Raw genomic sequence first — 13,093 nt, 5'->3', positions numbered from 1 at the left:
CCCATACATCGAGGAAAGTTTTGGGGACAGAATCCATACAAGATAGCGAAAGCGCTGCCCGGATCACCGGCCAGTGGGATCTGCGGATCACTGCGTCCGGTGGGGTCCGGTACCTGCAGATCGTCGACTTCATCGAGCGGGCAATCGGCGAGGGCCGCCTCGTGGCCGGCGACCGCGTGCCGCCGCAGCGCAGCCTGGCGCAATCTCTCGGCGTGGACCTGACGACAGTGACGCGCGCCTATAACGAGGCGCGGCGAAGACAGCTGATCGAAGCGAGGGGCGCGCTCGGCACCTTCATTGCCGCGCCGCGTGCGGAACTCGCGCGCGTGGTCGACATGAGCATGAACGTGCCGCCGCCGCCGGCGGGCGTGGATTTCCCGGACCTGTTGCGGCGCGGCCTGAACCAGGTCCTGCTGCGCAGCGACCCGCACCTGCTGATGACCTACCAGCTTGGCGGCGGCAGTGCGTCGGACCGGGCGGCCGGGGCGCTCTGGCTTGCGCCGATCTTCGGGCAGGTCGACACGGCGCGGCTGGTGGTGTGCCCCGGCGCCCAGGCTGCGCTGGCCGCCGTGATCCTGAGCTGGACCCGGCCCGGCGAGGCAATCGTGACCGAGCCGCTGGCCTATCCGGGCATCCGCGCCGCGGCAGCGCAACTGGGCCGGCGCGTGGTGGTCGCACCGTGCGATGCGGACGGGATGCTGCCCGACGCGCTCGCCGCGGCCCGCGCCGCAGGCGCCACGCTGGCCTACCTCAACCCGACCGCGCAGAATCCGACCACGCACACCATGCCGGCCTCGCGCCGGGCAGAGATCGCCAGCGCCGCGCACCGATGCGATATCGCCTTGCTGGAGGACGACCCGTACTGGCTGCTGACGCCGTCGGCACCGCCGCCGCTCGCCACCTTTGCGCCCGAGCGCACCTGCTACGTCGCGACGCTGTCCAAGGCGCTCACGCCGGGCCTGCGCACCGCGTACGTCCTGTTGCCGGAGGGCAGGAGTGGCGACGACCTGCTGGCTTCGCTGCGCGCCTTCGCGCTGATGGCCGCGCCGATGACCGCGGCGCTGGCCACGCAATGGATCCATGACGGCTCGGCCATGCAGCTGCTCGACGGCATCCGCACCGAAGCGCTGGCGCGGTGCGCGCTGGCAAGCCGATGGCTGAGCGGGATCGGCCAGCTGCCGCCCAGCGCCATCCACGTCTGGCACCGCCTTCCCGCGCAGTGGTCGGCGCAGCAGCTCACCCGGGCCGCGCTGGCGGAAGACCTGCGGGTCACGCCTTCCGACGCGTTCTGGGACGGGCCCAATGCGCCCAATGCCATCCGCATCTCGCTGGGCGGCGTCGACAATCACGCGCAGCTGTCGCTGGCTCTGAGGAAGCTGGCGGCATTGCTCGAGCGCCGGCCAGCGTCTGGGGTCGAGATGGTGGTGTGAACCAGCCTCGCGCAAGCAGCGCCGGTATCAGGCCTCTGAAACGAAGTTGATCACCGCGTCGGAAAACTCCGCCGGCAATTCCCAGTTCGACAGATGCGCCGCATTGAGCGCGAGGTAATCGGCGTTGGCAATGCCTTCAGCCAGCTCGCGCCCCTGTTCCGGCGTGGTGGCGGCATCCTGGACGCCGGCGATCACCAGCACGCGCGCATCGATGCCGGGCAGCAGGCCGCGCAGGTCGGCATCGCGCACCGCGGCGCAATTGGCGACATAGCCGTCGGCATCGGTCGAGGCGAGCATCGACAGCACCGGTGCCATGCGCGCCGGATCGCCGGCGAGCGCCGCCGGGGTGAACCAGCGGGCCAGCACGCCCTCGGCGATGGCCGCCATGCCTTCGGCCCGCACGCGCTCGATGCGCGTGTTCCAGCCGGAAGCCGGGCCGATCAGCGCCGCGGTGTTGGCCAGCACAAAGCGGCCGAAGCGTCCGGGGTGATGACGTGCCAGCCAGATGCCGGTCATGCCGCCCATCGACAGGCCGCAGAAATGTGCGCGTTCGACGCCGGCATGGTCCATCACGGCCAGCACGTCGGCGCCCAGTTCGGCCATGCCGAACGGCGCGTCAGGCACGGCAGAGGCGCCGTGGCCGCGCGTGTCGTAGCGCAGCACGCGGAAGCGCTCCAGCAGCGCCGGCATCTGCGGGTCCCACATCGACAGGCTGGTGCCGAGCGAGTTGGACATGACCAGCGCCGGCGCGCCGGCCGGGCCCTGGAGTTCGTAGTGCAGGCGCAGCCCGTCACGGGTGGCAATGCTCATTAGGGCGGCCTCTCTCAGCGAATCGAAGACGGATGCGGCGCCAGCGGCGTGACGGCGATTTTCATGTACGGGAACAGCGGCAGGGCCGACAGCAGGTTGTGCAGCGCCTCGTTCGACTCGACGTCGAACACGCTGTAGTTGGCATACTCGCCGACCACGCGGTAAAGGTGCAGCCATTTGCCCTGGCGCTGCAGGTCCTGCGCGTAGGCCTTCTCGCGCGCCTTGATTTCGTCGGCCTGCGCGGCGGGCATGTCGTGCGGCAGGTTCACGTCCATTCGTACCAGATACAGCATCGGGTTCTCCTTGTTCCAGTCTGATGGTGATTTCAGGCGCGACGATAGTGCGCCAGCTTGTCTTCGTCGAGCGCGATCCCCAGCCCGGGCCCTTGCGGCAGGTGCAGCGCAAAGTCGCGGTACACCGGCCGCTCCAGCACGATATCGTCCTTCAGCAGCAGCGGGCCGAACAGCTCGGTGCCCCACGCCAGTTGCGGCAACGTGGCGAAGCCGTGGGCCGCGGCGATGGTGCCGACGCTGCCTTCCAGCATAGTGCCGCCATACAGCGCGATGCCGGCCGCGTCGCCGACCGCGGCGGTGCGCAACATGCCGAAGATGCCGCCGGACTTGGCGATCTTCAGCGCGAACACGTCGGCGGCGCCGAGGCGGGCCAGTTCCATCGCGTCCTCGGGACCGCACACGGCTTCGTCGGCCATGATGGGCACGATAAAGCGCGCCGCCAGCCGGGCCAGCGCGGCGCGCTGCTCGCGCGGCGTGGGCTGCTCGATCAGGTCGATGCCGGCGGCTTCCAGCATGGCGATGCCGGTGGCGGCATCCGCTTCGTTCCAGGCCTGGTTGACGTCGACGGTGACCCGGGCACGGTCGCCCAGCGCGCGCTTGATCGCCGACACATGGGCCACGTCCTCGCGCACGCTGCGCCGGCCGATCTTGAGCTTGAAGGTGTCGTGGCGGCGCTCGGCCAGCAGGCGCTCGGCCTCGTCGATGTCGCGCGCGGTATCGCCGCTGGCCAGCGTCCACAGCACCGGCAGCGTTTCACGCACGGCGCCGCCCAGCAGCGTCGCCAGCGGCACGCCCAGGCGCTTGCCCTGCGCGTCGAGCAGCGCGGTCTCCAGTGCCGACTTGGCGAAGCGGTTGCCGCGCGCCACCTTGTTCAGCCGCGCCATGGCGGCGTGCACGTTGGTGGCATCCTGCCCCAGCAACGCCGGCGCCAGGTAAGTGTCGATAGTCAGGTTGATGCCCTCGGGGCTTTCATCGCCGTAGGACAGGCCGCCGATGGTGGTGGCCTCGCCGATGCCTTCCACGCCGTCGGTGCAGCGCAGGCGCACGATCACGAGGGTCTGCCGCTGCATGGTCGCCATGGCGAGCTGGTGCGGGCGGATGGTCGGCAGGTCGACCAGGATGGCCTCGATCGACTCGATGGCCGTGGAACTGGATTGTGTCGCCACTTTCATACCTTCCTGATGCAGTTGAACGTTGCATCGGAGTATGGATGGCTATTTTTCAGCTGTCCAAGACCGTTGTCGTCTGATTTGATACCTCAAAAGTATGGATTGTAGACGGCGCCTTATTCCTTGGACGATTGGGTCGAGTGCTACCACCCGGACGTGAAGTTCTGGATGCCGTGCTGGGACGACGACGGCAAGCTGGTCACCGACCCGCAACGCGGCGTGACGAAGGAGGGCAACAACATGAGAAGCTCCGCACGATTCGCCGGGAAGGCAATGATCGTCACCGGCGCCGCGCCGGGCATCGGCCGCGGCGTGGCGCTGGCCGCCGCCGCAGAGGGCGCGTCGGTGGCGCTGGCCGACCGCTCGGCGCTGGTCGATGAAGTCGCCGCCGGGATCGTTGCCGCCGGCGGCAAGGCCATCGCCGTGCATGCCGACCTGGAAACGTTTGCCGGCGCCACGCAGATGGCGCAGGCCGCCGAAGCCGCCTACGGCCGCATCGACGTCCTCGTCAACAACGTCGGCGGCACGATCTGGGCCAAGCCCTACCAGTTCTACGAAGAGGACCAGGTCGAAGCCGAGATCCGGCGCTCGCTGTTTCCGACGCTGTGGTGCTGCCGCGCGGTGCTGCCGGGCATGGTCGAGCGCCGGCAGGGCGTGATCGTCAACGTGTCGTCGATCGCCACCCGCAGCATTCACCGCGTTCCTTATGCGGCGGCCAAGGGCGGCGTCAATGCGCTGACCGCCAGCCTGGCCTTCGAACACGCGCACGAAGGCATCCGCGTCAACGCCATCGCCACCGGCGGGACCGAGGCGCCGCCGCGCAGGATTCCGCGCAACACCGAAGCGCAGAGCGAGCAGGAGGCGGGCTGGTACCAGGCCATCGTCGACCAGACCCGCGAGAGCAGCCTGATGCACCGCTATGGCACGATCGACGAACAGGTGCATGCGATCCTGTTCCTGGCATCGGACGAAGCGTCCTACATCACCGGTACGGTCTTGCCGGTCGGTGGCGGCGACCAGGGCTGAGCGCGAGCGGTTGAGCCAGCCAGTCCGGCGCGGCTGGAGAACACGCGCTCGCCTATAGTGAACGCAGCCATGCAGCAGCCGGTCCTCGGGGGCTGCAGCGGCCACGGGAGGCGAGCCATGCGGATTGCGTCGATCGACACCATCGTGCTGCGCGTGCCATTCACGGTCGGCGGGGTCTCCGCCGCCGGCGTGTGGGGCGGGGCGGGTTTGCAGGCCGCCGATTCGCTGCTGGTCAAGGTGACCACGGACGACGGCATCGTGGGCTGGGGCGAAACCTTCGGCTTTATCGGCATCCCGATGGTCAAGGCGGCGCTCGACGAACTGCTGGCGCCCGCGTGCCTCGGCATGGATGCCACGCAGCCCGAGGCGCTAAGCCTGGACCTGCAGCGCCGGTTCCACGTCTTCGGGCGCAGCGGCGCCATCATGTACGGGCTGTCGGCGCTAGATATCGCGCTGTGGGACATCTGTGGCAAGGCCGCCGGCCTGCCGCTGTACCGGCTGCTGGGCGGAACGCGGCGGGAACAACTGCCGGCGTATGCCAGCCTGATCCGCTACGCCGACCGTGAGACGATCGCGGCCAACACGCAGCGCGCGATCGCCGACGGCTACCGCAGCATCAAGCTGCACGAGGTCGACCTCGCTGTCGTACAGGCCGCGCGCGAGACGGCCGGGCCCGATATCGAATTCACGCTCGATGCGAACTGTCCGTGGTCGCTGGCCGAGGCCATCGACATGGCGCGCGCGCTGGCGCCGCTGTCGCTGCGCTGGCTCGAGGAGCCGCTGTGGCCACCGGAGAACTACGCCGGCCTGGCCGCGTTGCGCCGGCAATGCGGCATTGCCGTGGCGGCGGGCGAGAACGCCTCGACGCTGATGGACTTCCACCAGATGCTCGGCGCCGGCGCGGTCGACGTCATCCAGCCGAGCCCGGCCAAGATGGGCGGCATCAGCCCGCTGCGCAAGGTGTTCGCGCTGGCCGAGGCGCACAACACGCAGGTGATGGTCCACACCTTCTACGACGGCCCCGGGCTGCTGGCCAGCATCCATGCCACGGCGGCGCTGGGCGATGCGCGTGCCATGATCGAATGGCGCTACTTCGACATGGAGGCCCGGGTGCTCGGCGATGCGGTGGTGCCGCGGGACGGGATGATTCGGGTGCCAGACGGGCCGGGTCTGGGCATCGATCCCGATCCGGAGGTGATCCGGCGCTACCGGGTCGGATGAAAGGCATCACCCCGAACAGCGCGTGCACCAGTTCCGTGCCTGTCCTGGGCTGGCGACGTCGGCAATCCAACGCAGGCAAAGTTGCCTGCGGCCCAACGGTCTCCGGGAAGTGCAGGGCCGGTACCAACACTACACCCATTCCGCCACACCGGCGTCCGCGAGTGGCTTGGCTAGCCGCCGGCGTCGATGCCCGCGCCGCACACCCAAAAATGTCATGCGAGGCAGGTACGCTGCACATCCCGCACGGCCTGGCAGCAAACTTGCTTGTTGATTGCATCTGGCCGACAGGGGACATCCATCCGTTGGGAGAAGCCATGCATCAAGCACGCATCACCGCGCACAAAGGGATTCTGGTCGTCGAACTGGTGCCTGACCCGGCAAACGGCGACGGCACCTCGACCGACAAGCTCCGCAACCTGGCCACGGTCATCCATGACACAGGACGGCACCTCGGCGTTTCAGAGGAAGCCCTGGCGCTGCTGAAGATGGTGAAGCGCGGCCTCGACCGCATCGGCGACTTTGCCTGGTTCAGCAGCGACGACGGCAAGGATCACTTCGCCTGGCTGGGCGGCCCGAAGCGGCTGGTGAGTCCGACGTCGGTGGCGGCTGCCCGCGACTACGCGATCCTTGCCCACCGGGTGATTCCGAACCAGGTGCCGGACGGCGCCAGGATGGCGATCGAGACGAACTTCTGAGTGCGCCGCCGCGCGCACCGGTGTCGAGACTGGCGTGAGGGGAAGCCATCACGGCCCAAAGCGCCGTGCTGTGGCTGGAATGCCAGCGGGTCCATTTGGTATACTTCAACGCAACTTCCTGGCCCTTTGCCGGGCCACAAATACCAACGACCCGCCATGACCCAACCGCAGAAGCAAAGCATGGCCGCCGAGATCCGGGCGGCCATCGAGGCCGAGATCGAAAGCGGTGCGTTGCCTCCCGGTACGCCGCTGGACGAGCGCAGCCTGGCAGAGCGCTTCGGCGTATCGCGCACGCCGGTGCGGGAGGCGCTGCAGCAACTCGCCGTGCAGAATCTCGTGCGCATCGCCCCGCGCGTAGGGGTCTTTGTCTCGCGCATGTCGATCACACAGTTGCGGGAAACGCTGGAACTGCTTGGCGAGCTGGAAGCGGTTGCCGCCAAGCTCGCCGCGCGCCGCATGGACGACGAGCAACGCCTCCAGCTCAAGGCCAGCATGCAGCAGTGCGCCGAGGCGTTCTCCCAGGAAGACGGCAAGAAATTCGCCGAGGCCAATGCCGGCTTTCATGACCTGGTCTACGCCGGCAGCCACAACGAATACCTGGTCGAGCAGATCCAGGGCATCCGCCGGCTGATGCAGCGCTACCGGCCGAAGATCTTCCTGACCCAGGGCCAGCGCCAGCGTGCGCTCGCGGACCACCAGCGCCTGGCCGATGCCATCCTGAGCGGCGACGAGGCCGCGGCGCATGCGGCCATGCTGGAACATGCGCCGGTCGGCACCACCGGGTTCTCGGAGTTCCTGTCGACGCTGCCGATGAGCTACCTCGAAACCGACAGCGGACCGGCCGCCGGCATGGCGCCCGCGACCGCCGGCAAGCGAGGCCGGCGCGCCGCGACGGAAGACGAGGGCGAAGCCAGGCCGCGCGCCCGGCGCATGCCGGGCCGCGTCAGCACGGCCTGACTGACGCGCCTCGCCGCCGCTCAGAAGCGGTGCCGTATGCCGGCGGCGACGCCGAACTGGCTGTCCTCGCTGGGCGCGATCCGGTAGGCCGCCGTGGCCCCGTTGAAGTTCTCGAAGTTGAGCGCCGCGTTCTTGGTGAAGGCTGCGCTGAGGTAGACGTCGGTGCGCTTGGACAAGCTGTAGTCGGCGATCATCGTGACCTGCCACGGGTTGGCCGGATCGCCCGCGGCGCCATAGACCGACCTGAGGTTGTCGTAGTAGACCGCGCCGGTCAGCTGCAGCGCCGGAGTGGCCTGGAAATTGAGGGCGAACCACCAGAGGTCGTCGCGCCCGATGGCGCCGGGCGTCGCGACATCGTTCTTGCCGTAGCGGTACGCGGCCTGGGCCAGCAACTGCGGCGTGACCTGGTAGCGCAGGCCCAGTGCTGCTTTCTGCGTCCGCTGGTAGTCGCCCGCCACCTTCGCGCTGTTCACATTGTCATAGGCCGCCGCAATGCCGAACGATCCGATGCGGTAGTCCACGCCGGCACCGTAGCCCGCGGATCCCGTCATCGAGCCCGGCTGCTCGCCAAAACTCCAGTGCAGTTCCGTGGACAGCGGGCCGAAGTCGCCGTGGTACTTCGCCATATTGTCCTGGCGCAGCCCGGCGCCGGCGATGGTGGTCACCGGTTCGTACAGGGTCGCATACGCGGTGGGCGAGTAGTTGGCCATGGTCAGGAACAGCGACGAGTATTGCCGGCCGAAGGTCAGCTTGTGCCCGCCGGCCGCGAGTCCGACCCAGGCCTGGCGCCCGAACAGCCGGCCGCCCTGCGTGGAAATGCCGGTGTCGACGCTGAAGCCGCTTTCCAGCGCGTAGATCGCCTGCTTGCCGCCGCCCAGGTCTTCCACCCCGCGCAGGCCCCAGCGGCTCGGCGACAGGCCGCCTGAGCTGAGCGCTACCTTTGACTTGCCGTCCGGCTGCCCCGTCGCGAGGTTGTTGTTGCTGTACTCGATGTTGGCATCGACCACGCCGTACAGCGTGACCGAAGCTTGCGCCGTGCCGGCCAGGCCGGCCAGGGCGCACGCGATGCCGATGGTGCTTTTTTTCATTGCTTTTCTCCTCCAGGATGAACGGATTGCGCGGCTGATCCCGCCGCTGCACCGGGGTGCCATTGCATCAACGGCATGAAAAAATGGCCGGAAACGGCGTTTTCCGGCGGCACGGACCCGCGCCCGAGGCGCAGCCCAGGCAGGGCTGCAATCCATCGGACGCATCGGACGGTGTCGGGGTGGCGAGGGGTGGAAAACTCAGGCCGGCACGAGGCCCGGCTCGAGGTCAGCGAAGCGACGGCCTTCGCGCGCCAGGCGTTGAAGCAGCGGGGACGGGGTCCACCAGTAGCCATGGCGGGCATGGAAGCGCTCGATATCCGCGCAGACGCTGGCCAGTCCCAGCTGGTCCGCCAGGTACATCGGTCCGCCGCGGTGCGCCGGGAAGCCGTAGCCGGTCACGTACACGATGTCGATATCGCTCGCGCGCAGCGCAACGCCCTGTTCGAGCAGTTTCGCGCCTTCATTGATCATGCCGTACAGGCAGCGCTTAAGGATCTCTTCCTCGTCAACCGGCTGGCGCGCGATGCCCAGCCTGGCGGATTCGTCGACGATAAACTGCTCGACCGCCGGGTCGCGTTGCGGCGTGCGGCTGCCTTGTTCGTAGCGATACCAGCCCGCACCGGACTTTTGGCCCAGGCGTCCCATCTCGGTCAGCTTCAGGATCAGGTCGTTCCAGCGCCGGTCGGTGGGGCGGGTGGCCAGCTGCGCCTTGCGGGTCTGGTAGCCCACGTCGTTGCCGGCCATGTCATGCACGGCGAAGATCCCCATCGCATAGCCGAAGCGTGTCAGCGCCTGGTCGACTTCATGCGGCAGCGCGCCTTCCTCCAGCAGGAAGTGCGCCTCGCGCGTGTAGTTGCGGAACAGCGCGTTGCCGATAAAGCCCGGATAGACGCGGGCGAGCACCGAGACCTTGCCCAGGCGGCGTCCCAGCTCCATCAGCGTCGCGATCACGTCCGGCGCAGTCTGCTGCGCGCGCACGACCTCAAGCAAACGCATGACATGGGCCGGGCTGAAGAAATGCGCGCCGACCACATCCTGCGGCCGCTGCGTGACCGCGGCGATGGCGTCCACATCCAGCCCCGAGGTATTGGTGGCCAGGATCGCACCGGGCTTGGCCAGCGCATCGAGCTTGCGGAAGATGTCCTGCTTGAGCGCCATGTCTTCGAACACGGCTTCCACGATCAGGTCGGCTCGTGCCACGTCGGCGAGCTCGACCGAGCCGCGGATCCGCGCAAGCCGCTCGTCCATCTGCGCCTGCTGCAGCCGGCCGCGCGCGACGCTGCCCGCATAGTTGTCGCGCACGCGCTGCAGGCCACGCTCCAGCGCGGCAGGCTCGGCATCGATCACCGTCACGGGAATGCCGGCATTGGCAAGCGCCATGGCGATGCCGCCGCCCATGGTGCCGGCGCCGATCACGGCCACGTGTTCTACCGGGCGCAGCGGCAGTTCCGCCGCAATGTCGGGAATCCTGGAGGCTTCCGCCTGCGCCAGGCGGATGTGGGTCTCGGCGGCGTCGCGTTCCGGCTGGGTCGCGGCGTTGCCGGCAAGGGCAGGGGTGGGGTTTGTCATGGCCTCAGTCCTGTTTGCCTGCCGGGGAGACCAGCGGCTGGGCCCGCCCTTCGACGAATTCGCGCAGCCGCTCGGCGGTTTCGGGGGAACGCTCCATGTTCGAGTTCAGGTACTCCATGAACAGGCCGTCGTCATGCGACAGGTCGTTGATGCGCGGCAGCACATTGGTGATGCGCCAGTTGGTGTCGGGCGTATTGCGGGCGATCCTGGCGGCCAGCTCGCGCGCCTTGTCCAGCGCCTGCCCGGCCGGCACAACGTAGCGCACGATGTGCTCGCGCTCGCCCTCGGCCGCCGACAGCAGGCGGCCGGTCAGCATCATGTCGGCCATCACGGTGTAGCCCACCACGCGCTGCACGCGCACCGTTCCGCCGCCGCCGACAAAGATGCCGCGCTGGCCTTCGGGCAGGCCGAAGAAGGCGGATTCATCCGCCACGCGCACGTGCGCCGCGGTGGCCAGCTCCAGCCCGCCGCCGACCACCGCGCCATGCAGTGCGGCCACGAACGGAATGGGACCGCGCGCGATGATGTCGAACACGGTGTGCCAGGAATGCCGCTGGCGCTTGCGTGGCCGCGGGGCGTTGGCGAGGGCGCCGGCCGCGCGCGCCAGCGCTTCCTTCAGGTCCAGGCCCGCGCAGAAGTTGCTGCCATGGCCAAACAGCACGCCGACGCTGGCTTCTTCGCCGGCGCGCACCACGGCATCGCGCAGCGCCCACACCACGTCTTCATTGATGGCGTTGCGCTTGTCGGGGCGGTTGAGGCCGATCAGCGCGACCGGCCCGTCGAGTTCATAGGTAACCAGTTCAGTGCTCATAATGGGAGTTCCAGTTGGCAGGAGCGGATATCGCTCGTTCGTTCATTCGATCGGTGGATGGGGGCGGTCACAGGTCCAGCACCAGCTTGCGGCTCCTGGCGCCGGAGCAGCAGATCATCATGCGTTGGTTCGCGGTCTTGTCCGCCTCGCTGAGCACCAGGTCGCGATGGTCCGGCACGCCGTCGAGCACGCGCACCTCGCAGGTGCCGCAGATGCCCTCCTGGCACGAATACGGCGGCTCGATGCCCTGACCGAGCAGGCAGTCCAGGATGGTCTGGCCCGCCTGCACTTCGACGCTGCGGCCGCTGCGGGCCAGCTCGACGGTGAAGCCGCCCTCGGTGGCGGCGCTCTCGCGCGCCGCGAAGTACTCGCGGTGGACCTGCGCGGGCGGCAGGCCGGTAGTGGCCTGCTCGAACGCTTCCAGCATCGGCAGCGGGCCGCAGCAATAGACATGGGCGCTGGCCGGCAGCGCACGGACGATGCCGGCGATATCCAGCATGCGCCCGCCGGGCTCGCGGTCGAAGCACAGCTGCACTTCGGCGTTGGCGTCATCGCGCAGCGCCTGCACGGCGTCGAGGAAGCCGGCATTGCGGCGCGTGCGCGCTGCGTAGTGCAGCTGCCAGTGCCGGCCGAGCGCCTGCAGGCGGCGGATCATGCCGAGGATCGGCGTAATGCCGATGCCGCCCGCGATAAACACACTCAGCGCGGCCGACTCCTCGAGCGGGAAGTTGTTGCGTGGGGCGCTGATCGCCAGCGTATCGCCGGGGCGCAGCACCTCGTGCAGGTAGCGCGAGCCGCCGCGGCTGTTCGGGTCCTTGTTCACGCCGATCACGTAGCGGTGCCGCTCGTGCGGCGCGTTGAGCAGCGAGTAGTTGCGGATCAGGCCATTGGGCAGGTGCACGTCGACATGGGAGCCGGCCGAGAACGGCGGCAGCGCCTTGCGCGGCGGCTCGGGCCACAGCTCGTAGCTCAGGATGCCGTCGGCCTCCCAGGCCATGGACTTGACCCTCACCTGCAGTGTTTCGGAATTGCTCATGGTGCTTCCTTCGGTTCTTCCTGTCGGAACGCTGTCATTCCGGGCTGAACCCGGACGACCTGATGATGGGTTCCCACGTCGCCAGTTCGGCGCGCTGCCGGCGGGCCATGTCCGCGGCGTTGAGGTAGTCGGGCACGACCGACAGGCGCTGCATCAGGAACGTCGCGGTCCCGGGTGCGGACAGGATCTTGCGCAGGGCTTGCTGCATGCGCTCAAGTTCGGCCGGCGGGGTCCGGGCGGGCGCCCACATCGCGGTCCAGCCTTCGGCGAACGGCATGTTCACGCCTTGCTCGGCCATGGTCGGGATCTCGGGCGCCAGCGGCGAGCGCTTCGGGCTGAAGATGCCGATCACGCGGACCTTGCCGCTGCGGTGGTACTTCATCATGTCGTCCAGCAGCGTGACGGCCGCGGGCACATGGCCGCCCACCAGGTCGGTGATCATCGGCGGGGTACCCTTGTAGGGCGCCGCGGTCAGCGTGATGCCGGCCGCCCGCGCGAACTGCATGCCGAGGAAGTGGTTCTGCCCGCCCAGCCCGGGCGTGCCGAAGGCCTCGGCTGGATGGCTTTTGGCCCAGCGGATGAACTCCTGCGCGTTCTTGCCGGTATCCGGGCGCACGGCCATGCCCAGCGGGTATGACACCAGCCCGGCCACCGGCGCGAAGTCGCGCCACAGGTCCCACTTGAGCTGCTTGCCGAACACCAGGGTCTGGAAGGTCGGCGTCGCGTTGGGGGCGATCATGTAGGTCAGGCCGTCGGGCCTGGCCGCCATCAGCATATCGGCCGCGATGCGGCCGCCCACGCCGACATGGCTTTCGATGATGACGGGCTGGTCCAGCAGCGCGGGCAGCCGGTCGGCGAAGTAGCGGGCGATCGCGTCGGTGCCGCCGCCGGGCGGCAGCCCGAGCAGAATACGGATCACGGGTCTGCCCTGCATGCCGGCATGCGCCGCCGCGGGGGCGGCTGGGGCGGCTGGGGCGGCTGGGGCGGC

At 68.7% G+C, this 13,093-nt stretch carries 13 protein-coding genes; 5 read left to right on the top strand and 8 right to left on the bottom strand.

Translation table 11 applies throughout. From position 1 onward, the window contains the following. Positions 1 to 20: 20 nt before the first annotated feature. Positions 21 to 1,430: a PLP-dependent aminotransferase family protein gene (locus E0W60_RS20525; RefSeq protein ID WP_240745879.1), complete on the top strand. Its 1,410-nt coding sequence runs from the start codon at positions 21 to 23 to the stop codon at positions 1,428 to 1,430. A gap of 27 nt (positions 1,431 to 1,457) precedes the next feature. Here E0W60_RS20525 and pcaD read toward each other — a convergent pair whose 3' ends face one another. The 3 genes from pcaD to E0W60_RS20510 are packed head-to-tail and all read right to left on the bottom strand — an operon-like array spanning position 1,458 to position 3,705. Beyond that, positions 1,458 to 2,240, bottom strand: coding sequence for a 3-oxoadipate enol-lactonase (gene pcaD, locus E0W60_RS20520; RefSeq protein ID WP_135705437.1), 783 nt, complete (start codon positions 2,238 to 2,240; stop codon positions 1,458 to 1,460). A 14-nt stretch (positions 2,241 to 2,254) separates the two neighbouring features. Then, a complete protein-coding gene (gene catC, locus E0W60_RS20515) occupies positions 2,255 to 2,533 on the bottom strand; it encodes a muconolactone Delta-isomerase (RefSeq protein WP_029048466.1) in 279 nt (92 codons plus the stop codon). Positions 2,534 to 2,565: 32 nt separating this feature from the next. Further along, a complete protein-coding gene (locus tag E0W60_RS20510) occupies positions 2,566 to 3,705 on the bottom strand; it encodes a muconate/chloromuconate family cycloisomerase (protein WP_135705436.1) in 1,140 nt (379 codons plus the stop codon). Between the two features lie 237 nt (positions 3,706 to 3,942). On the opposite strand from E0W60_RS20510, the gene E0W60_RS20505 reads away from it, so the two are divergent. From E0W60_RS20505 to E0W60_RS20490, 4 genes are all read left to right on the top strand, one after another. Next, the gene (locus E0W60_RS20505; protein ID WP_135706284.1) at positions 3,943 to 4,728 is read left to right on the top strand and encodes a 1,6-dihydroxycyclohexa-2,4-diene-1-carboxylate dehydrogenase; all 786 of its coding nucleotides are present in this window, start codon (positions 3,943 to 3,945) and stop codon (positions 4,726 to 4,728) included. A 117-nt stretch (positions 4,729 to 4,845) separates the two neighbouring features. Further along, positions 4,846 to 5,949, top strand: coding sequence for a mandelate racemase/muconate lactonizing enzyme family protein (locus E0W60_RS20500; protein ID WP_135705435.1), 1,104 nt, complete (start codon positions 4,846 to 4,848; stop codon positions 5,947 to 5,949). Positions 5,950 to 6,263: 314 nt separating this feature from the next. Further along, the gene (locus E0W60_RS20495) at positions 6,264 to 6,644 is read left to right on the top strand and encodes a hypothetical protein (protein ID WP_135705434.1); all 381 of its coding nucleotides are present in this window, start codon (positions 6,264 to 6,266) and stop codon (positions 6,642 to 6,644) included. A gap of 156 nt (positions 6,645 to 6,800) precedes the next feature. After that, positions 6,801 to 7,601, top strand: a complete 801-nt coding sequence (locus E0W60_RS20490; protein WP_135705433.1) for a GntR family transcriptional regulator — start codon at positions 6,801 to 6,803, stop codon at positions 7,599 to 7,601. Positions 7,602 to 7,621: 20 nt separating this feature from the next. On the opposite strand, the gene E0W60_RS20485 is transcribed toward E0W60_RS20490, so the two are convergent. The 5 genes from E0W60_RS20485 to E0W60_RS20465 all read right to left on the bottom strand — a co-directional run bounded on the left by E0W60_RS20485 (position 7,622) and on the right by E0W60_RS20465 (position 13,024). Beyond that, entirely contained in the window at positions 7,622 to 8,689 is a 1,068-nt protein-coding gene (locus E0W60_RS20485; RefSeq protein ID WP_135705432.1) for a porin, read from the bottom strand. A gap of 198 nt (positions 8,690 to 8,887) precedes the next feature. Further along, positions 8,888 to 10,258, bottom strand: a complete 1,371-nt coding sequence (locus tag E0W60_RS20480) for a 3-hydroxyacyl-CoA dehydrogenase (RefSeq protein ID WP_135705431.1) — start codon at positions 10,256 to 10,258, stop codon at positions 8,888 to 8,890. A gap of 4 nt (positions 10,259 to 10,262) precedes the next feature. Further along, positions 10,263 to 11,069, bottom strand: coding sequence for a crotonase/enoyl-CoA hydratase family protein (locus E0W60_RS20475; protein ID WP_133096398.1), 807 nt, complete (start codon positions 11,067 to 11,069; stop codon positions 10,263 to 10,265). A 67-nt stretch (positions 11,070 to 11,136) separates the two neighbouring features. After that, the gene (locus E0W60_RS20470; protein WP_135705430.1) at positions 11,137 to 12,105 is read right to left on the bottom strand and encodes a PDR/VanB family oxidoreductase; all 969 of its coding nucleotides are present in this window, start codon (positions 12,103 to 12,105) and stop codon (positions 11,137 to 11,139) included. Between the two features lie 34 nt (positions 12,106 to 12,139). Continuing rightward, entirely contained in the window at positions 12,140 to 13,024 is an 885-nt protein-coding gene (locus E0W60_RS20465) for a tripartite tricarboxylate transporter substrate-binding protein (protein WP_240745878.1), read from the bottom strand. Between the last annotated feature and the right edge of the window lie 69 nt (positions 13,025 to 13,093).

The sequence above is a fragment of the Cupriavidus oxalaticus genome (genome assembly GCF_004768545.1).
GTDB classification, from domain to species: Bacteria; Pseudomonadota; Gammaproteobacteria; order Burkholderiales; family Burkholderiaceae; genus Cupriavidus; species Cupriavidus oxalaticus_A.
Note: the sequence above shows the minus strand (reverse complement) of the source record. Positions and strands in the feature narration are given on the sequence as shown.

Coding starts and splice junctions, on each gene's coding strand:
- pcaD (WP_135705437.1), bottom strand. CDS start 2,240: ATGAGCATTGCCACCCGTGACGGGCTGCGCCTGCACTACGAACTCCAG.
- catC (WP_029048466.1), bottom strand. CDS start 2,533: ATGCTGTATCTGGTACGAATGGACGTGAACCTGCCGCACGACATGCCC.
- E0W60_RS20510 (WP_135705436.1), bottom strand. CDS start 3,705: ATGAAAGTGGCGACACAATCCAGTTCCACGGCCATCGAGTCGATCGAG.
- E0W60_RS20505 (WP_135706284.1), top strand. CDS start 3,943: ATGAGAAGCTCCGCACGATTCGCCGGGAAGGCAATGATCGTCACCGGC.
- E0W60_RS20500 (WP_135705435.1), top strand. CDS start 4,846: ATGCGGATTGCGTCGATCGACACCATCGTGCTGCGCGTGCCATTCACG.
- E0W60_RS20495 (WP_135705434.1), top strand. CDS start 6,264: ATGCATCAAGCACGCATCACCGCGCACAAAGGGATTCTGGTCGTCGAA.
- E0W60_RS20490 (WP_135705433.1), top strand. CDS start 6,801: ATGACCCAACCGCAGAAGCAAAGCATGGCCGCCGAGATCCGGGCGGCC.
- E0W60_RS20485 (WP_135705432.1), bottom strand. CDS start 8,689: ATGAAAAAAAGCACCATCGGCATCGCGTGCGCCCTGGCCGGCCTGGCC.
- E0W60_RS20480 (WP_135705431.1), bottom strand. CDS start 10,258: ATGACAAACCCCACCCCTGCCCTTGCCGGCAACGCCGCGACCCAGCCG.
- E0W60_RS20475 (WP_133096398.1), bottom strand. CDS start 11,069: ATGAGCACTGAACTGGTTACCTATGAACTCGACGGGCCGGTCGCGCTG.
- E0W60_RS20470 (WP_135705430.1), bottom strand. CDS start 12,105: ATGAGCAATTCCGAAACACTGCAGGTGAGGGTCAAGTCCATGGCCTGG.